This is a genomic window from Streptomyces sp. cmx-18-6 (assembly GCF_046548915.1).
Lineage (GTDB): Bacteria > Actinomycetota > Actinomycetes > Streptomycetales > Streptomycetaceae > Streptomyces.
The window spans coordinates 152,491-171,065 of record NZ_JAEBEP010000003.1 but is presented as its reverse complement, the minus strand read 5'-3'; the positions used below and the strand labels follow the sequence as shown (position 1 = coordinate 171,065).

Below are 18,575 nucleotides of genomic sequence, written 5' to 3'. Positions count from 1 at the left end.
GCCTCACTGCTGCATCGTCTGCTGGGCCTTTTCGAGGCGCGCCTTGACGGATTCGGTGGTCACGGGGCGTCCGGCGGCGGCGTCCGCCCACAGCTCCTTGACCGCGGTGCCCACCGCCGTCTCGAACTGCGACTCGTTCGGCACCTGGGGGAGCGGGGCGGCACTGGTGGCGAGGGTGTCGCGCAGGACCTTCAGGTCGGGAGCGTCGAACGCCGCGTCGGCCTGGGCCGCCTTGACCGGCGGGATCGCCCCGTAGGTCTTGTTGAGGTGCTTCTGCTCCTCGTCGCTGGTCATGAACTTCACGAACTTCTTCGCGCCGTCGATGTTCTTGCTGTTCTTGAACACCGCGATGTTGATTCCGGCGACCATGGAGTTGACCTGCTTGCCCGTGCCCGGAGCGCCGGAGGGAACCGGCACCGGGGCCGCGCCCCAGTCCTCGGGCTTCATGCCCTGGGCGGCGAAGGTGGAGGCGGCCGCCTGCCACAGCACCATCGCGGTCCTGCCCTTGGCGAAGTCGGTGAGCGACTGGTTCTGGGCGTACTCCGCGTTGCCCGGAGCGATGATCTTGTCCTTGGCCATGAGGTCGACGTACTGCTTCACGGCGGCGACCGCGCCGTCCGAGGTGAAGGTCGCCTTGCCGCTCTCGTCGAAGAAGTCGGCGTCGTGCTGCTGGCCCAGGACGAAGACCTGGTGGATGTTGTTGGAGAGGTTGCCGCCCTCGGCGCCCAGACCCCACTTGTCGCCCTTGGATATCTTCTTGCCGGTCGCGACGAGCTCGTCCCAGGTCGCCGGAGGCTTCTCGACGCCCGCCTCGGCGAACATCTTCTTGTTGTAGTAGAGGGCGTACGCCAGCGAGTACAGCGGCACGGCGGCGGGCGGCTCGCCCTCCTTGCCGGCGGAGGCGACCGCCGAGTCGACGAAGCGGTCGCGGCCGCCGATCGCCTCGAAGTTCTTCTCGTCCCACGGCAGGAGCGCGCCGGTCGCCTGGAGCGACGCCGACCAGGTGTTGCCGATGTTCAGCACGTCCGGGCCCTGACCGGACGCGGTGGCGGCGAGGATCCGGTTCAGCAGGTCGGCCCACGGCACGACCTCCAGCTTCACCTTGATCCCGGTCTCCTTCTCGAACTTCTTCAGCTCGGGAGTGAGGATCTTCTTGTCGGCCTCGATGCTGGGGCCCTGGTTGGAGGCCCAGTACGTGAGGGTCTTCGGGGACTCGTTGCTCCCCGTGCCGCCCGACCCGCCGCCGCATCCGGTGGCGGCGACGGTGATGGCGATCGCGAGGGTGATGGCGCTTGCGGCTCTGACGTGGCGCATGTGAGGTGGCCCCTTTCCGGGGATGGCTGCGTTCGGGAACCGAACGGCCTCCATGACTTAATTTATGCCGTGATTTAAGAGGTGAGAGAAGGTCGCGTCAAGGTCTGTGACCGGGTATGTTCCTGGACGGGAAGGAGCAACATGGCCGAGCGCAACAGACGGACCGTGCGTGACCTGCGGCGGGGCAATCGGGCGAGGGTATTGCAACGGTTGTATTTCGACGGCCCGTTGAGCCGCCAGGAGCTCGGCCCCGCCACCGGGCTGAGTTCGGGTTCCATCAGCAACGTTGTTGCGGAACTCGCCGCCGAGGGGCTCCTCGAGGAGGCGGGCATCGTCGACTCGGACGGCGGCCGCCCCCGTACGCTGCTGCGCGTCGCCCCGGACGGCGGGCTGCTGGTCGGCATCGACATAGGCGAGACCCGGGTGCGCGTCGAGCTCTTCGACCTCTCCCTGACCGAACTGGCCCGCACCGAACGGCTGCTCGCCCAGCACGGGTACGACGTCGAGCGCATCGTCGCCCACGTCCGCCTCGGCGTCGCCGACGTCCTGCGCGACGCGGGCGCGGACCCGCGCCGGCTGCTCGGCATCGGCATCGGAGTCCCCGGCATCATCGAGCGGGAGGGACCGCGGGGCCCCGACGGGAGGCGCACCGCCGTCGTGCACGGCCAGACCATCGGCTGGAGCGCGGTGCCCTTCGAGCAACTGCTGCGCGAGGCCGTCGACGTACCGCCCGAGGTGCCCCTCTTCATCGACAACGGGGCCAAGACCCTCGGCCGGGCCGAGATGTGGTTCGGCGGCGGACGGGGCGCGGGCGCCGCCGCCATCGCGCTCATCGGCTCGGGGGTGGGCGCCTGCGTCGACCACGGCGACATCCTCGCCGAGGACCGCACCAGCCTCGCCCTCGAATGGGGCCACACCACCGTCCAGTTGCGGGGCCGCCGGTGCCGCTGCGGCTCCATCGGCTGCCTGGAGGCGTACGCCGGGGCGGAGGCCCTGCGCGAGCGCTGGCGGGAGGCGGGCGGCCCGCTCCCCGAGGACGCCGACGACGAGACCGCCCTCGCCGCACTCCTCGCCGCCGCCTACCCCCCGCCCGGCGGGCCCGCCCCGGACCGGACCGCGCTCCTGCTCCTCGACGAGACCGCCGAATGCCTCGGCGCGGCCCTCGCGGACCTGATCAACCTCTTCCTGCCCGAACGCATCCTGCTCGGCGGCTGGGCGGGCCTGCTGATCGGCCCGCACCTGCTCCCCGAGATCCGCCGGTACGCCAACGAGTACGCGCTGCGCCACGCGGCGGCCCGCACCACCATCGAGATGGGCCGGCTCGGCCCGGACGCGGTCACCGTGGGCGCGGCCACCCTCCCGCTCGCCGACTTCCTGACCCGCGGCGGCAGCCGCCCGGCCCTCGGATCCCAGCCGGACGCCCCCTCCCGTACGGCGGCGGAGACGGTACGCAAAAGGCGTCGCACACCAGCGAGTTGAGGGCTCGCACCGGCACGCGGTCCACGATCCTCCGCCCGGCCGAAGCTCCTACGCCGACCCTCGCACCACCAGCTCCGGTTCGAAGATCACCGAGGTGGCGGGCGACTTCGGACGGGCCATCCGGTCCAGGAGCAGCCGGGCCATCTCGGCGGCCATCTCCTCCACCGGCTGGCGGACCGTGGTCAGCGGCGGCCGGCACGCCAGGGCCGCGCTGCTGTCGTCGAAGCCGACCACCGCCACGTCGTCGGGCACCCGCAGGCCGTGCTCCCGCAGCACATGGCAGGCCCCCATCGCCATCAGGTCGTTGGCGGCGAAGACCCCGTCCAGATCCGGGTGTTCCGCCAGCAGCCGCCCCATCGCCGCCTCGCCGCTCTCCTGGGTGAACCGCCCCTCCGCGATGGGGGTGTACGGGTGCCCGTGGCGCGCCATCGTGTCCCGGAAGCCGGCCAGCCGCGCCTGGCCCGCCGGCACGTCCAGGGGGCCGCTGACCGTCGCGATCCGGCGGCAGCCCCGGGCCAGCAGGTGCTCCGCCGCGAGCCGGGCCCCGTCCTGGTGGGCGAGGTCGACATAGCTGATGGGGACCGGCCGGGCGGGGCGCGCGTACAGCACCGCCGCCAGCCCCGCGTCCGTGACCAGACCGGGCAGCGGGTCCTCGGCGTGCGTCGAGACGATCAGGGCCCCGTCCGCGCTGCCCTGCCGCAGATACGCCACCACCTCGTCGCGGGCCTTCGAGGTCTCGGCGAACATCAGCACCGGATGGATGCCGCGCGGCCTCAGATAGTCGACCACCCCCGTGAGCACCCGGCCGAAGAACGGGTCGGCGAACACCCGCGCGGTGAACGAACCCTCGCGTCCGGCCGCCCGCTCGCCCGAACCCTCGCGTCCGGCGGCCCGCTCGCCCGAACCCTCGCGTCCGGCCGCCCGCTCGCCCGGGGCGTCGCGCCCGGCCTCCGGTTCGGCCCCCGCGCCCGACACCACCACGGCGACGGCACCGGTGCGCCGGGTGACCAGGGAGCGGGCCGCGCGGTTGGGGGCGTACCCCGTCACGGAGACCGCCTGCCGTACGACCTCCTGGATCGCCGGATCGACGTTGCGGACGCCGTTGACGACCCGGGAGACGGTGGCGCGCGAGACGCCGGCCGCGCGCGCCACGTCCTCCAGGGTGGGTGCTCCGGCCGCCGACCGCTGATCGTCCGTCATGAGCGCCTTTATAGCACTGACGGAGAGCGCTCTCCATCAATCCGCCCCCGTCGCGCGGTCGGTCCCCCGCCGCACACGGTCGGGGTCCCGCCCGTCCGTCCGCGCCGTGCAGGGCTGTGCAGGGCCGGGTCAGGTCAGCGAACCGCCGGTCGCGTCGATCCAGTGGCCCGTGACCCACCGGCCGTCGTCCGAGGCCAGGAACGCCACCACATCGGCGATGTCGGCCGGGGTGCCGACCTTCCCCAGCGCGGACAGGGCGGCCGCGCCCGCCCATGCCTGCTCGCTCGTGCGCAGCCAGTCCGCGTTGACGTCGGTGTCGACGATGCCCGGCGCCACCGCGTTGACCGTGATGCCCCTGCCGCCCACCACCTTGGACAGATAGGTGGTGAACAGATCCAGCGCACCCTTGGACATGGCGTAGGCGATCAGGTCCGGCATGGCCGCGCTGCGGGTGAGGCCCGTGGAGATGTTGATGACGCGCCCGCCGTCCCGCAGCCGGTCCAGCCCCAGTCGGGCGATGAAGAAGGGGGCCTTCGCGTTGACGGCGAACAGCCGGTCGTACTCCGCCTCTTCGATCTCCGCGAAGCTCTGTGACGTACCGCCCCCGGCGTTGTTGACGAGGATGTCGAGGCCGTCCGCGTGCTGGTCGAACGCGGACCACAGGGCGGCCGCGTCCCCCGGAGTCCCCAGCTCCACGCCGAGCGGGAAGGCCGTGCCGCCCGCCGCCTCGATGGCCGCGACCGTCTCCTTGGCCGCCGCCTCATTGCTGCCGTAGTGCACGCCGACGACCGCCCCGTCGCGCCCCAGTCGTTCGGCTATTCCCCGCCCGATGCCCCTGCTGCCGCCGGTGACCAGTGCCGTCCTGCCCGTGAGCGAGCCCATGGCTCCGCCCTCCCTCTTTGGTTAGCGATCACTACAGAAAGGACCGTAGCATGTTCCCTAGCGGTCGCTATAGAATTGACGCATGGCGACGAAACAGCGCGGCAGGCCCCGGTCCTTCGACCGGGAGGCAGCTCTCCGGCAGGCCACACTGACCTTCTGGGAGCACGGGTACGAGGCGACCTCGATCGCGGACCTGACACGGGTGATGGGGATCGCCGCACCGAGCCTGTACGCCGCGTTCGGCGACAAGCGGTCCCTCTTCGAGGAGGTCACCGCCGCGTACGGAATCACCTACGGCGCCTTCGCCGGCCGGGCGATGGAGGAGGAGCCGACCGCGCGGCGCGGCGTCACCCGGGTGTTGCGCGAGGCGGCGGCGGAGTACACCGCCCCCGGCCGTCCGCGCGGCTGCCTGGTCCTCAGCGCCGCCGAGAACTGCTCATCGACCCGGGTCGTCGAGGCGCTGCGGGAACAACGCGCCGCGAACGTAAGGGAGTTCCGGCGGCGGATCCAGGCGGACATCGACGCGGGGGTGCTGCCCGAACGGGCCGACGCGGACGCCCTCGCGCGCTATACCGCGGTCGTCGTCCAGGGGATGTCCCAGCAGGCGCGGGACGGTGCGAGCCGCGCGGAGCTGGCAGCGGTCGCGCAACTGGCCATGCGGAGCTGGCCCGAAGAGTCCGGGGCGCGCTGAACACGACGCAACGCACCGGCAGTTCGGGCTCCGATGTCACATCCGGCACACCCGGTCGCCAGTGGTCGTCAGCCGGTCCCCATCCGGTTCCCATCAGGTCGCGGGGGAGCGGGATCCGGCCACGGACCGGACAGAGGCGGCCGAGTATCACCATTCCCTTGTGATCAGGCGTTGCCCCGCCCTACGTTGGCCGCTTGCGAGGTGTCCCGAAGTCAGTGGGGGAGTCACGTCATGGCCGCGAACGGACGGCACCGCAGATACCAGCCCAGCCGGATCAACCGTGCTTCGCTCACGGTGACCGCGGGCGGCGCGGGATTGGCATTACCGCTCATCACCGCGGCCTCGGCGGGAGCCGCCTCGGGCGAGGTCTGGGAGAAGGTCGCCGCCTGTGAGTCCAGTGGCGACTGGGCCATCAACACGGGCAACGGCTATTACGGCGGGTTGCAGTTCAGCGGTTCGACCTGGGCGGCCTTCGGGGGCTCCCAGTACGCGCCGCGCGCCGATCTCGCCACGCGCGACCAGCAGATCGCCATCGCCGAGAAGGTGCTCGACGGCCAGGGCCCGGGAGCGTGGCCGACCTGCTCCGTGCGCGCCGGTCTCACCCGGGGCGGGGACGCGCCGGACATCACCCCGCAGAGCGCGGGCAGCCGGCCCGTCCAGGCCACGCCGCGCAGCGCGCCGCCCCGGCAGCCGCAGGCCCGCCCCGCCGAGGCGACGCCCACCCACGTACCGGGCAAGCGCGACGCGTACACGGTCGCGAGCGGCGATTCGCTCTCCGGCATCGCGGACGCGCAGCGGGTGCGCGGCGGCTGGCAGCGGCTGTACGAGGCCAATCGCACGGTCGTGGGCGAGGACCCCGACCTGATCTTCCCCGGCCAGCGGCTGGCCCTCACGCCGCGCGGCGGGGACGGGACGACCTCCCGGAAGCCCGCGCCGCAGCAGAAGAAGCAGACGCCGCCCCGCCCGCCCGCCCAGCAGGGCAAGGCCGGGGCCGGGGAAGCGAAGAAGACCGAGCCGCGCAAGATCCAGCAGCGGGCGGCCGCACCGAAGGCCGAGCCGAAGAAGGCCGAACAGAAGAGAGTCGAGCCGAGGAAGGCCGCCCCCAAGCAGCAGAAGCCGCCGGCCGTCGAGCGCGCGGTGAAGCACTCCGGCCTCAGCGCCCCCGTCGCCGCCTCCACCGGCACGGCGTACCGCCAGGCCGGCTCCTGGTCCAGCGGCTATCACACGGGCGTCGACTTCCCCGTGCCGACCGGGACCTCGGTGAAGGCCGTGGCCTCCGGCCGGGTCGTCTCCGCGGGCTGGGCCGGGGCGTACGGCTACGAGGTCGTCATCCGCCACGACGACGGCAGGTTCAGCCAGTACGCGCACCTCTCCGCGCTCCATGTGCGCGAGGGGCAGTCGGTCTCCGGCGGCCAGCGCATCGCCCGCTCCGGATCCACCGGCAACAGCACCGGCCCGCACCTCCACTTCGAGGTCCGCACCGGCCCCGGCTACGGATCGGACATCGACCCGCTGGCCTACCTCAGGGCGGGCGGCGTCAGGCTCTGAACCGGCCGCTCCGACCGCGGGGCGGCGCTCGACCCACCGCCCCGCCCCGGCCCCACCGCCAGGTGGGAACCGCCGAACCCCGCGCGCGGCACCGCACCGCCCGGTGACAGGGGCGCGGGCACGGCGGTCGACCCCGCCGGTCCCCTCGCGGCATCCGCGCCCTCGGATCTCCCCGCGACGGCCGCCCCCTCGCGCTCCCGCAGCACGGCCGCCCCCACCGGCTTCGGCCGCCGGGCCCGGGCCCGGGCGTGCTCCGCGCTCAGCCGCTCCCTGGTCAGCAGGACCAGACCGCCCGCCGCCAGCGCACCGGACGACAGCGCGAGCACCGTGCCCGCCGCGCCATGGCGGAAGTGCTCGCCGAACAGGGTGATCCCGATCGCGGCGGCCACCACGGGGTTGACCACCGTCACCGTCGCCAGCGGAGCGGCGAGCCCAGCGCCCCGGTAGGCGGCCTGGGACAGCAGCAGGCCCGCCGCGGCGAGCCCGGCGATCACCAGCAGCGTCGGCAGCCCGGAGCGCACCGCACCGGACGTCCACTCCATGGCCACGGTCTTCGTGAACACCGAGGCCATGCCGAACGCCACCCCGGCGGCCGTGGCCTGCACCGCGCTCCGCAGCACCGGCCGGTGCAGCCCCCGGGCCAGCAGGGCGAGCGCCGCGACCGCCCCGAAGGTCACCAGGGCCAGCGCCATCTGCTCGGGGCCACGCAGGGTGTGCGGCTCGGCATTCCCCGTGAGCGCCAGCAGCCCGACCAGCCCGGCCGTCGCCATCAGCGCCCCGCGCCAGGCCGTCGCCCCGGCCCGACGCCCCACGAAGAGGGCGGCCATCGGCAGGGCGAAGACGATCGTCAGCGCGCCGAGCGGCTGCACCAGGCTGAGCGGACCGTAGGCGAGAGCCACCACGTGCAGCACCGCGCCGACCCCGTTGAGCAGCACGGCGACCCACCAGACCGTGTTGCGCACCAGGGCGCGCGGGGAGTTGTCGCCGCGCGCCGCCACCCGCTCCTGGACGATCGCCCCGGCCGCGTAGGCGACCGCGGAGACCAGTGACAGCAGCACAGACAGCGCGAGGGAGCTCATGTTCACCACGATGTCCCGTCCGGGGCCCCGCGTCGTCGTCCTTGAGAGGTCAATTCCGCGTACTGCCCCAGTAGTACGGACGTCGGACCAAGGTCCTCCCCTCGACGGTAGTCCCGCTGCCCCCGGCCGTCAGAAGTTGCGCGCCGGCGGATACGGTGAGCTGCGGAGCCGGTACCCGCGGTCGCCGTACACCGGCCGCGCACCGGCGCGGAGCCGGTGACCGTACCGAGGAGGACAGGGCATGGACCTGGCGCAGGCGGCGTCGGTGGGCGGGTTCTTCGCGCTGCGGACCGCGCCCGTCCCCGGGGGAGCCCACCGGCCGCTGGCACGGCTGTACGTCGGTGGCACGGCGCCTCTGACGGCGCGGGTCGACAGGGTCGCGGCGCGGCTGGGCGCTCCCGAGCGCCGGGTCGCCGCCTCCATCGCCCATCTCGGCCTCGCCGCCCGGCTCTGGTCCATCGCGCTGGGCCCGGCCGCCCTGTCCGGGCGGTTCCCCGGCCTTCCGCCGGACGCCCTGCACTGGGACCCGGCCCACACCTCACCCGACGACCTGTGGATCGCGGACCCCGGGGAGCTGCCCGGGACGGCCGAGCGGATCCGCGAGCAGGTCCAGTACGGGCATCTCGTGCCGCTGGCCGAGGCGGTCCGGCGCGACGGGAGCATCTCCCCGCAGCTGCTGTGGGGCAACGCCGGGTCCGCGCTCGCCGGGGCCGTGCGTGAGCTGGTCGCCTGGTCGCGCGGGAACGACCGCCCGGATGTGGCGCGGCGGGCCCGCGCCCTGGCCGCCGAGCTGTTCGACCACCCCGACCTGCGCTCCACCGGCTCCCCGCACGGCCCGGCGTTCCGGCGGCGCAGCTGCTGCCTGTACTGGCGCTGTCCGGGCGGCGGCCTGTGCGGCGACTGCGTCTTCGACCGCGCGCCGGGCTCCGCCGGGGCGGCGCGGTAGCCGGGACGCCCGCCCGGGTCCGCCGGCTACCGCGCCGGGCCGGTCAGGAGGGCACGGCGGCGTCGATGGCCTCGTCGATGCCCGGCAGGACGGGCAGGGCGCTGTCGAGCCCGATCATCCCGATCAGCCGCTGCATGAAGGGCGAGGGGGAGGCGAGCCGGAGCCGGCTGCCCAGACTGCTCTGTCCCTGAAGCAGCACGTTGACCGTCGTGGAGTCGGCGAAGCCCACGCCGGAGAGGTCCACGACGACCGGACCCGCCCCGTCCGCGACCGCCGAGTCGAGTGCCCGGCCGAGGGGCGGAACGCTGTCTATATCGAGGTCACCCGACACGGTGAGGACCAGAGCACCCCGTTCCCGACGGGTGATGATTCTGACGGCTCTGTCTTCGTTGGGCGATGGAAGCACGGAAGGCACCTCGGGCGGTTCGGTAGGAGGACGGGAGCCGGTCTGCCGGACGGGCCGGCCTCGTTCCGTCCCAGCTCACGGCACGGTAGGGAACAACGATAGAAGGAACAGTTGCCATTTGACAACATTCTCCATTAGGTAACAATCTGATCCGCAACGGTTGGGTGACCAGCCGTCAGGGTGACGCATCGAGGGAAGCGGAAGCAGGGGCTGGATGAGGCTAGGCGCTGTCGGCGACATCATCGCGGAGCAGGGAGGCCGCCGTACCCGTTTCCGGCGAGAGACGCTCGGAGGCGGCCACGTGAAAGGCCGCGAGGCCCTCCGCCAGCGCGGCCACGGCGGCCGGTTCCATCCGCTCCAGCACGGCGCTCACCTCGCGAGCACGGATGGCCCGGTACTCTTCGAGGAGGGTCCGGCCACGCAGACTCAGCCGCAGCTCCACCTCGCGCCGACTCGTCGGGCTCGGCGACCGCTGGACGAGCCCCATCGCCTCCATCCGGTCGCACAGCCGGCTGACCGATGGCGGGCGCGAGCCCAGCGCCTCGCCCAACGAGCGCAGATTGGTGCCTTCCTGCTTCTCGATGACGAGCAGCGCCCGGAGCTGGGAAGGCGACACCGTTCCCGAAGCGGCTGCTTCCTGGCCGCGGCCCCAGAGCACTTCCAGCAGCTCCGAGGCCGCGGAGGCGTCGGAGGACACCTCTGCGCGTGTGCGCGGACGACGGGTGGGGCGGGGCATCCATCCACTCTGTCACCCGTCAGCCCCGCTTGTCAGCCCGCCCCCGGCCCCTACCACGTCGCAGGACGAAGAATGTGCGAGAGACCGTGAACAGAAGACCGGAGATCGAGACGGCCGTCAGGGCCGCCGCTCCGCACGCGCTGCTGCAAACGTTGCGCACCATGCTGGCCCGGGCCTACGGGGCGTCGGCGGTGGAGCTGCATCTCGCCGACTACGCGCTGCGGGTCCTCACACCGCTGGACCGGACGGACGGCGAGGAGGAGCCGCTGTCCCTGCACAACAGCGCCGAGGGCCGGGCCTTCGGCAGCCAGGAGCCCCGCGAGCAGCAGGTACGGCACGACGACGCGGTCGACCACTACCTCCCGGTGACCGTACGCGGTGAGCGCCTCGGCATCCTCACCGTCCGGCTGCCCGCCGCACAGTCCACCCCGGACATGGTGGCCGAGCTGATCCACGTGGCCGATCTCCTGGGCCACGAGATCCTGGTCGCCGAGCGGGACACCGACCTCTACCAGCGGGCCCGGCGCACCACCCGCCTCACCCTGGCCGCCGAGATGCAGTGGCAGCTGCTGCCCGCCCGCGCCTGCACCGCCGCCGAATTCGCCATCGGCGCCCAGCTGGAGCCGGCGTACTCCATCCACGGCGACAACTTCGACTGGGCGGCGGACGCCGACGAGCTGACCCTCGCCGTGACCAACGGCATGGGCGAGGGCATACAGGCGTCCCTGCTCACCAATCTCGCGGTGAACGCCCTGCGCAACGCCCGCCGGGCCGGCATCGGCATCGCGGACCAGGCGGCCCTCGCCGACCAGGCGCTGTACGACCAGCACCGCGGCGCCGCCCATGTCTCCACCCTGCTGCTGCGCTTCGAGCTGGCGACCGGCCGGGTCGGCGTCGTCGACGCCGGATCGCCCCAGCTGTGGATCCAGCGCGGCCGCACGGTCCGGCGCATGGACCTGGAGGCGCAGCTCCCGCTGGGCATGTTCGAGGAGTCGCACTACACGGTCCAGGAGTTCCACGTGGAGCCCGGCGACCGGCTGCTGCTGCTCAGCGACGGGGTGTACGAGGCGGTGTCACCGGCGGGGGAGGCGTACGAGGAACGGGCCCTGGCCCGGTCCATCCAGTCGACGCGGCTGCTTCCGGCGGCCACCGTCCCGCGCGCGATCCTCGGCGAACTGGCCGAGCACCGCGTCACGGAGACGCTCGACGACGCGCTGGTGGTGTGCCTGGACTGGTTCGGCCGCCAGGAGGTCGACGGCGGCTGAGACAGAAGGACGATGCCCCGGGGACGCGGCACGCGTCCCCGGGGCATCGTCGTGTCCGGGTCAGATGGAGAGCTGGAACTCCGCGCGGATCCGCTTGCCGACCGGCACCCGCTCCGCGGTGAGCCGGTCGCACAGGGCCACGACGATCTCCATGCCGTGCCCGCCCAGCCGTGCCGGATCGGGGGCGTACAGCACCGGCATCGCCGTACTGCTGTCGTACACCGTGACGCTGATGAGCTCCGCGTTGCCCTCCAGCTCCAGGAGGTAGGGGCCGTGGCTGTAGCGGTCGGCGTTGGTGACCAGCTCGCTCACGGCCAGCATCAGATCGCTGCGCGTGTGCTCGCCGATCGGGGCGAGGCACTCCACCGCGAGCCGGGTGAGGAAACGGTCCGCCAGGGCCCGGGCGAGGGCGATGCAGCCCGGCTCGCCGTCGAAGACCTCGGCGCTGAGCAGGGTCTCGGGGGACCGCAGGCTCCGGCCGGGGTCTTCCGGCGGTGAGGTGACCTCGTTGTTCATGTGCTCCAGCCAGGCGCCGCAGTGAGGTCGGAGACCCTTTTCCGCCATTCGTCTACCCGCGTCGAAGGATCCCACTCCAGGCGATCCTGACCGATACTACGCACGGCCGGGCAGCCGCACCACGGTCACGAAGAATTCATCGATCTGACGTACCGCCGCGATGAACTGGTCCAGATCCACCGGCTTGGTCACATACGCGTTGGCGTGCAGCTTGTAGCTGCGCAGGATGTCCTCCTCGGCCGAGGAGGTGGTGAGGACGACCACGGGGATCAGCGACAGCTCCGGGTCGCCCTTGATCTGCTCCAGGACCTGCCGCCCGTCGTACTTGGGCAGGTTCAGGTCCAGCAGCACCAGGTCGGGGCGGGGGGCGTCGCCGTACTCGCCGCGCCGGTAGAGGAAGTCCAGCGCCTCCTGCCCGTCGCGCACGACGTGCAGGGTGTTGCGGATCTTGTTGTCCTCGAACGCCTCACGGGTCATCAGCTCGTCGCCGGGGTCGTCCTCGACCAGGAGGACCTCGATGGGCTGTGCGGCGCTGTTCACGAAGGGTCTCCCGGCTGGCTGGTGAGCTGGGCGGGAGCGAGGGGCTCCGCCGTGGTGTGCGAGGGCGCCTCGGGCGCGGCAGGCAGAGTGAAGTGTATGCGGGCGCCTTCGCCCGGCTCGGCGTTCAGCCAGATCCGGCCGCCGTGGAACTCGATGATCTTCCGGCAGAGCGCGAGGCCGATGCCCGTTCCCTCGTACTCGTCGCGCGCGTGGAGCCGCTGGAAGATCACGAACACCTTGTCCGCGAACTCCGGCGCGATGCCGATCCCGTTGTCCGAGACCGTCACGTGCCAGTCGTCGCCCTCCCGTACGCACTCGACGGTGACCCGGCACTCCACGTCCTCGCGGCGGAACTTGATCGCGTTGCCGATCAGGTTCTGCCAGACCATGGTGAGCGCCGTGCCGTCGCCGAGCAGTCCGGGCAGTTCGTCCGGCCGCTCGACCGTGGCCCCGGACTCCTCGATCGCCAGGGTGAGGTTGCCGAGCGCGCGGTCCAGCAGCCGGCCCAGATCGACCGGCTTCAGGCCGTCGTGGACCCGGCCGACCCGCGAGAAGGTCAGCAGGTCGTTGATGAGCACCTGCATGCGCTTGGCGCCGTCCACCGCGAAGGCGATGTACTGCTTGCCCCGGTCGTCCACCTCTTCGCCGTACCGCTTCTCCAGCAGCTGGCAGAACGAGGCGACCTTGCGCAGCGGCTCCTGGAGGTCGTGCGAGGCGACGTACGCGAACTGCTCCAGCTCGGAGTTGGAGCGGCGCAGCTCCTCCGCCTGCTCCGAGAGCAGGGTCTCGCGGCTCTGCGCCTCGGCCAGTTCGTCGGCCAGCCGCCGCCGCATGTCCTCGACCGCCCCGGCCACGGCCTGGACGTCGGAGGGCCCCCTGATCTCGATCCGCTGACCGAAGGCCCCGGACCGTACGCGTTCGGAGGCGGTGCGCAGCCGGTTCAGCGGCACGCCCACCATCCGGTGGAGGAGCACGCTGAGCGCCACCACGGTCAGGACGAAGACGGCCACCAGCGCGAACAGCGCCTGGTCACGGGTGGTGCGCGCCTCGTTCATCTGGGACCGGACGCGGTCCCGGGCCTCGGAGAGGTGGTCCTGCTGCGCGCCGTAGGCCCGCCGCAGCGCGTCGAAGTCCGTCTTGCTGCTCTGCAACTGCGCCAAGGCGCCGGCCTCGTTGGGCCCCTGCTCGCGGACCAGCTTGATCAGCGGCTCGGCCTTGCCCTCCCGCCACTGCCGGGCGGCGGTCTCGATGGCGTCGAGATCGTCGGAGAACTGCTTCTGCCCGCCGACCAGCTCGCGGGCCCGGGCCAGCCGGTCCTGCTCGGCCGTCCTGCCCGCCTCATAGGGTTCGAGGAACGACTCGTCGCCCGTCAGGGCGAAACCCCGGACGCCGGTCTCCTGGTCCAGCAGCGCGTTCTGCAACTGGAAGGAGACCGAACGGGCGGGCTGTATTCGGTCCACCAGATCGGTCGTGTGATCGGACATCCGGGCCAGCACGATCCCGCCGGTCACCAGGCAGCCGCAGACCACCACGATGAACCCGCCGAGGATCAGGTGCACCCAGTTCTGCACCGAGAGCCGTGCGGCCGGGCCGCTGTGCGCCGGGGCCGCCGTCGTGTCCGTACTCATGAAAGTCCCGTGCTCGAGGAGATGTGCGTGCTCAAGAGAGGTCCGATCCCCAGCCCAGATGCAGGACGGCCACGTCGTCCGCCAGACCGCCGTAGGGAGCGGCCCCCTCGGCCGCGCCCGCCACCAGCGCGTCGACGAACCGGCGGGCCGGCAGATGCCCGTGGTCCCGGGCCATCGCCAGCAGCCCCTCCTCGCCCAGCCGGCTCTCCGGCCCGGTGCGCCCCTCGAAGAGTCCGTCGGTGAAGAGCACGAGACCGTCGCCGGGCGACAGCGGCAGGTCCACGGTCGGCCACCGGCCCACCCCGGGCAGCAGCCCCAGCGCCATGCCGCCCTCGGGCTCCACCCACTGGACGTCCTCGCCCCGACGCAGCAGTAGACCGGGGTGCCCCGCCCGGACGATCTGCGCGCTGCGCCCATCGGACGGGAAGGTCAGGGAGGTCACCGTGGCGAAGACGTGCGAGTCCGAGCGCTCGGCGACCAGGATCTCCTCCAAGAGCTCTATCTGCTCCGGATGCGAGGTCCCGCACAGCACCGCCGTACGCCAGGCCACCCGGAGGCAGACCCCCAGCGCGGCTTCGGCGGCTCCGTGCCCCGAGACGTCCCCGATCACCGCGTGGACCGTGCCGTCCAGGGTCTGCACGACATCGTAGAAATCACCGCTCAGCAGCCCGTGGACGCGCCCCGGCTCATACCGGGCGCGCGCCTGGAACCGGTCGTCCCGCAGCAGCGGCACGGGCAGCAGCCCGCGCTCCAGCCGGGCGTTCTCCTGGGCGATCAGCCGGTTGGAGCGCAACGCGGCCGCGGCCCGCTCCACCTCCTTGCGCTGGAGGGCGTAGCGGATCGCCCGCGAGAGCACCTCGGGACCCAGCCGGCCCTTGACCAGATAGTCCTGGGCTCCTCCGGCGACCGCGCGCAGTCCCGTGCCCGACTCGTCGAGACCCGTCAGGACGACGATCGCGGCGTCGCTGTCGGATTCCAGTATCTGGCGTACGGCGTCCAGCCCGTGGACGTCCGGGAGGTGCAGGTCCAGCAGGACGCAGACGGGGGTGGTGCAGGCGCTGAGGAACCGGCGGGCCTCGGCGAGCGTCTTGCACCAGGTGAGGGCGGAGTCGAGCTCGCTGTCGGTGAGCATCTCCTCGACCAGCAGCGCGTCACCCGCGTCGTCCTCCACCAGCAGGATGGAGGCGTCGAGATTCCACAGGAGAGTGCCGGGCGACGAGGTGTCGGTTCCCTCCTGCTGCGAGGGGATTCCGGCGGCGCCCACAGGTTTGAGTGACATGCCCACGGCCGACTCGGCCAACCCCTTCACCCCCTCGAACGAACGGCGTCAGCCCGTTCGGCCGATCGTCGGGAAGCATATGCGATCGCCGGCCGCGGCTGACGCCGAGAGCCGTCGTGCGCTCGGAAAGAGGCCGGGCGCCCAGGAAGGGGCGCCCGGCCGTACGGACGGAGGAAGCCGGGAGCGGCCCGGTCACCGTGTGCGCGGGCTCACGCCTCCACGCTCATCCCCTTGCGGAGCTGCTTGACGATGCGGGTGAGCAGCCGCGAGACGTGCATCTGGGACACGCCCAGCTCCGCACCGATCTGCGCCTGGGTCATCTCGGCCCCGAACCGCATCTGCACGATCCGGCGCTCCCGGTCGTCCAGCTGCTCCAGCAGCGGCGCCAGGGTGTGCAGGTTCTCGACGGTCTCCATGGCCGGATCGATCTCGCCGAGGACGTCGGCGTACGCCCGCTGCTCCTGCCCGGAGTCGCTGTCGGCCGAGGGGGTGTCGAGCGAGCCCGCGGAGTACCCGTTGGCGGCCACGAGCCCTTCTATGATCTCTTCCTCGGGCAGGTCCAGGTGGGCGGCGAGCTCCTTGACCGTGGGGTCGCGGTCCAGCTCGGCCGAGAGCTGCTCCTTGGCCTTGGCGAGGTCCACGCGCAGCTCCTGGAGCCGACGCGGCACGTGCACGGACCAGGTGGTGTCGCGGAAGAAGCGCTTGATCTCGCCCACGATGTAGGGGACGGCGAAGGTGGCGAACTCGACCTCGCGGGAGAGGTCGAACCGGTCGATCGCCTTGATCAGCCCGATCGTGCCGACCTGGATGATGTCCTCGGTGTCGTCGCCGCCGCGGTTGCGGAACCGGGACGCGGCGAAGCGCACCAGGGAGAGGTTCATCTCGATGAGGGTGTTGCGCGCGTACTGGTACTCGTGCGTGCCCTCCTCCAGGACCTGAAGGCGGTCGAAGAAGGTCTTCGACAGGGCTCGCGCGTCCTTGGGAGCGACCTTCCCGGCGTCCTCCACCCAGGGCAGCTCTCCGGCGCCGACGTCGGTCCGCGCACCGGCCAGGTCGTCGCTCAGCTGCGTCGTCGCCCCGGTGGCTCGCGCTGACATCGCCGTCATGGTGTCACCCTCCCTGCTGCCCAATGTGTCGGACGGTCGCTTGCCCGGTCATCGCGAAGTCATGCCACCTTTCTCGGAAACTTTCTGTGCGGATGTGCCGGACAGCGCGTTCCGGCCCTCGGTCCGGCGCTCCTTCCGGTCCTGGAGCGGGCCCTGATGGCCGGCCCGCCGCCCGAACGGAGCAGCCTCGTGCCCATGGCAAACTTGAGCGGGGTGTTTCGGCCTGCGGTGAACCACGACCCGCGGCGGTGAAGGCGAATGAACACGACCCGCGGCGGTGAAGGCGAATGAAGATGACAGAGGAACGGCGATGACGGTGACAGAGGACAGCCCGGAGCTCGCTCCCGGAATCGACGAGTTCGGCGCCGGCATCGACCCGGAGCGGCTGGCCGTCTGCCTGAGCGTGCTCGACGAGCTCGACTGCATCGAGGTCGACCACCCGGACGCCATCGCCGTCCGCCGGGCCACCGCCGGGATCTACCGCACCGTGAAGCAGCGCCGCCGCCAGGAGCGCCGGGCCGCCAAGACCGCCCACGACCGGGCCGTCACCGAGGCGACCGCGACCGGCTCGGCCGAGCGCATCGACGACGAGACGCAGGGCGTCCTGCCGTCCTCCTCCGCCCAGGCCGAGATCGCGGGGATACTCCAGCGCCCCCGGTCCTGCTACATCTGCAAGACCCGTTACGTCGAGGTGGACGCGTTCTACCACCAGCTCTGCCAGTCCTGCGCCAAGGAGAACCGCTCCCGCCGCGACGCCCGCACCGACCTCACCGGGCGCCGGGCGCTGCTCACCGGCGGCCGGGCGAAGATCGGCATGTACATCGCGCTGCGGCTGCTGCGCGACGGCGCGCACACCACCATCACCACCCGCTTCCCCAACGACGCGATCCGCCGCTTCAAGGCGATGGAGGACAGCGACGAGTGGATCCACCGGCTCAAGATCGTCGGCATCGACCTCCGCGACCCGGCCCAGGTCGTCGCGCTGGCCGACTCCGTCGCCGCCGAGGGCCCGCTCGACATCCTGATCAACAACGCGGCCCAGACGGTACGCCGCTCCCCGGGGGCCTACAGCGAGCTCGTCAACGCCGAGTCCGCCCCGCTGCCCGCAGGGGAGCTGCCCGCCGCCGAGGTCATCGGCACCTTCGGCAGCGGCACGGTCGACCGGGTGGCCGCTCTGCCCGCCGCCCGCAAGGAGGGGCTCAGCGCCCAGGAGGTCACCGGCCTCGCGCTGGTCACCGGCTCCGCCTCCCCGGCCCGGATCGCCGCCGGCACCGCGATCGACGCAGGCGGGCTCGTCCCGGACCTGCACGACACCAACAGCTGGGTCCAGACGGTCGAGGACGTCGAGCCGATCGAGCTCCTCGAAGTCCAGCTCTGTAACTCCACCGCCCCGTTCATCCTGATCAGCCGGCTGCGCCCGGCGATGGCCGCGGCCGCCGCCGAGCACACGTACGTCGTCAACGTCTCCGCGATGGAGGGCGTCTTCAGCCGGGGCTACAAGGGCGCGGGCCATCCGCACACCAACATGGCGAAGGCCGCGCTGAACATGCTCACGCGCACCAGCGCCCAGGAGATGTTCGAGAAGGACGGCATCCTGATGACGGCCGTGGACACCGGCTGGATCACGGACGAGCGCCCGCACCCGGACAAGATGCGACTGGCCGAGGAGGGCTTCCACGCCCCCCTGGACCTCGTCGACGGCGCGGCCAGGGTCTACGACCCGATCGTGCGCGGCGAGGCCGGAGAGGCGCTCCACGGCTGCTTCCTCAAGGACTACGCCCCCGCGAACTGGTAGCCCGGCGGGCCGGCGCCCGACCGGTGGACCGGCACCCGTCCGCGTAACCCGACCGGCTCAACCGGAATCACGCCCTCCGAGCGAAGGCGGCAGACCCGGCCCAGGATGGTTCCTGGGCCGGGTTTTCGCTGTGCGAAGTGGCTGAAAGTGACCCGCCGCACACCA

Annotated in this window: 17 protein-coding genes; 6 read left to right on the top strand and 11 right to left on the bottom strand. The window is 72.1% G+C overall.

The features are described 5' to 3' along the window. Positions 1 to 3: 3 nt before the first annotated feature. A complete protein-coding gene (locus ACLJPL_RS08920; RefSeq protein WP_411080192.1) occupies positions 4 to 1,314 on the bottom strand; it encodes an ABC transporter substrate-binding protein in 1,311 nt (436 codons plus the stop codon). Positions 1,315 to 1,455: 141 nt separating this feature from the next. Here ACLJPL_RS08920 and ACLJPL_RS08915 point away from each other — a divergent pair, with 141 nt between their 5' ends. Next, positions 1,456 to 2,793, top strand: a complete 1,338-nt coding sequence (locus ACLJPL_RS08915) for an ROK family protein (protein WP_411080191.1) — start codon at positions 1,456 to 1,458, stop codon at positions 2,791 to 2,793. 48 nt (positions 2,794 to 2,841) lie between these two features. Here the strand turns inward: ACLJPL_RS08915 and ACLJPL_RS08910 are convergent, their stop codons facing one another. Next, complete coding sequence (locus ACLJPL_RS08910; RefSeq protein ID WP_411080190.1) at positions 2,842 to 3,993, bottom strand: LacI family DNA-binding transcriptional regulator; 1,152 nt, start codon at positions 3,991 to 3,993, stop codon at positions 2,842 to 2,844. Between the two features lie 129 nt (positions 3,994 to 4,122). Further along, positions 4,123 to 4,875, bottom strand: a complete 753-nt coding sequence (locus tag ACLJPL_RS08905) for an SDR family oxidoreductase (protein WP_411080189.1) — start codon at positions 4,873 to 4,875, stop codon at positions 4,123 to 4,125. Positions 4,876 to 4,957: 82 nt separating this feature from the next. Here ACLJPL_RS08905 and ACLJPL_RS08900 point away from each other — a divergent pair, with 82 nt between their 5' ends. Together ACLJPL_RS08900 and ACLJPL_RS08895 are read left to right on the top strand one after the other, a co-directional pair. Next, the gene (locus ACLJPL_RS08900; RefSeq protein ID WP_411080188.1) at positions 4,958 to 5,566 is read left to right on the top strand and encodes a TetR/AcrR family transcriptional regulator; all 609 of its coding nucleotides are present in this window, start codon (positions 4,958 to 4,960) and stop codon (positions 5,564 to 5,566) included. A 231-nt stretch (positions 5,567 to 5,797) separates the two neighbouring features. Further along, the gene (locus tag ACLJPL_RS08895) at positions 5,798 to 7,114 is read left to right on the top strand and encodes a transglycosylase family protein (RefSeq protein ID WP_411080187.1); all 1,317 of its coding nucleotides are present in this window, start codon (positions 5,798 to 5,800) and stop codon (positions 7,112 to 7,114) included. Here the strand turns inward: ACLJPL_RS08895 and ACLJPL_RS08890 are convergent. Beyond that, complete coding sequence (locus ACLJPL_RS08890; protein ID WP_411080186.1) at positions 7,084 to 8,193, bottom strand: DMT family transporter; 1,110 nt, start codon at positions 8,191 to 8,193, stop codon at positions 7,084 to 7,086. The genes ACLJPL_RS08895 and ACLJPL_RS08890 overlap by 31 nt on opposite strands. A gap of 241 nt (positions 8,194 to 8,434) precedes the next feature. Here ACLJPL_RS08890 and ACLJPL_RS08885 point away from each other — a divergent pair, with 241 nt between their 5' ends. Then, a complete protein-coding gene (locus ACLJPL_RS08885) occupies positions 8,435 to 9,139 on the top strand; it encodes a (2Fe-2S)-binding protein (RefSeq protein ID WP_411080185.1) in 705 nt (234 codons plus the stop codon). A gap of 43 nt (positions 9,140 to 9,182) precedes the next feature. Here the strand turns inward: ACLJPL_RS08885 and ACLJPL_RS08880 are convergent, their stop codons facing one another. Together ACLJPL_RS08880 and ACLJPL_RS08875 are read right to left on the bottom strand one after the other, a co-directional pair. Further along, complete coding sequence (locus ACLJPL_RS08880; RefSeq protein ID WP_411080184.1) at positions 9,183 to 9,545, bottom strand: STAS domain-containing protein; 363 nt, start codon at positions 9,543 to 9,545, stop codon at positions 9,183 to 9,185. Between the two features lie 220 nt (positions 9,546 to 9,765). Further along, the gene (locus ACLJPL_RS08875) at positions 9,766 to 10,281 is read right to left on the bottom strand and encodes a MarR family winged helix-turn-helix transcriptional regulator (protein WP_411080183.1); all 516 of its coding nucleotides are present in this window, start codon (positions 10,279 to 10,281) and stop codon (positions 9,766 to 9,768) included. An 86-nt stretch (positions 10,282 to 10,367) separates the two neighbouring features. Between ACLJPL_RS08875 and ACLJPL_RS08870 the strand changes: the two genes are divergently transcribed. Next, positions 10,368 to 11,546, top strand: coding sequence for a PP2C family protein-serine/threonine phosphatase (locus ACLJPL_RS08870; protein WP_411080182.1), 1,179 nt, complete (start codon positions 10,368 to 10,370; stop codon positions 11,544 to 11,546). A 60-nt stretch (positions 11,547 to 11,606) separates the two neighbouring features. Here the strand turns inward: ACLJPL_RS08870 and ACLJPL_RS08865 are convergent, their stop codons facing one another. The 5 genes from ACLJPL_RS08865 to ACLJPL_RS08845 all read right to left on the bottom strand — a co-directional run bounded on the left by ACLJPL_RS08865 (position 11,607) and on the right by ACLJPL_RS08845 (position 16,615). After that, positions 11,607 to 12,062, bottom strand: coding sequence for an ATP-binding protein (locus ACLJPL_RS08865; RefSeq protein ID WP_411080181.1), 456 nt, complete (start codon positions 12,060 to 12,062; stop codon positions 11,607 to 11,609). A 96-nt stretch (positions 12,063 to 12,158) separates the two neighbouring features. Then, entirely contained in the window at positions 12,159 to 12,602 is a 444-nt protein-coding gene (locus tag ACLJPL_RS08860) for a response regulator (RefSeq protein WP_411080180.1), read from the bottom strand. Then, positions 12,599 to 14,230 carry a sensor histidine kinase gene (locus tag ACLJPL_RS08855; RefSeq protein ID WP_411080179.1) on the bottom strand — a complete coding sequence of 544 codons (1,632 nt, stop codon included), beginning with the start codon at positions 14,228 to 14,230 and terminating at the stop codon, positions 12,599 to 12,601. Before ACLJPL_RS08855 ends, ACLJPL_RS08860 begins: the two co-directional genes overlap by 4 nt. A 31-nt stretch (positions 14,231 to 14,261) precedes the next feature. Beyond that, the gene (locus ACLJPL_RS08850) at positions 14,262 to 15,494 is read right to left on the bottom strand and encodes a PP2C family protein-serine/threonine phosphatase (protein ID WP_411080528.1); all 1,233 of its coding nucleotides are present in this window, start codon (positions 15,492 to 15,494) and stop codon (positions 14,262 to 14,264) included. A gap of 224 nt (positions 15,495 to 15,718) precedes the next feature. Further along, positions 15,719 to 16,615 carry an RNA polymerase sigma factor SigF gene (locus ACLJPL_RS08845; RefSeq protein WP_411080178.1) on the bottom strand — a complete coding sequence of 299 codons (897 nt, stop codon included), beginning with the start codon at positions 16,613 to 16,615 and terminating at the stop codon, positions 15,719 to 15,721. Between the two features lie 310 nt (positions 16,616 to 16,925). Here ACLJPL_RS08845 and ACLJPL_RS08840 point away from each other — a divergent pair, with 310 nt between their 5' ends. After that, complete coding sequence (locus tag ACLJPL_RS08840) at positions 16,926 to 18,410, top strand: SDR family NAD(P)-dependent oxidoreductase (protein ID WP_411080177.1); 1,485 nt, start codon at positions 16,926 to 16,928, stop codon at positions 18,408 to 18,410. Positions 18,411 to 18,575 lie beyond the last annotated feature (165 nt).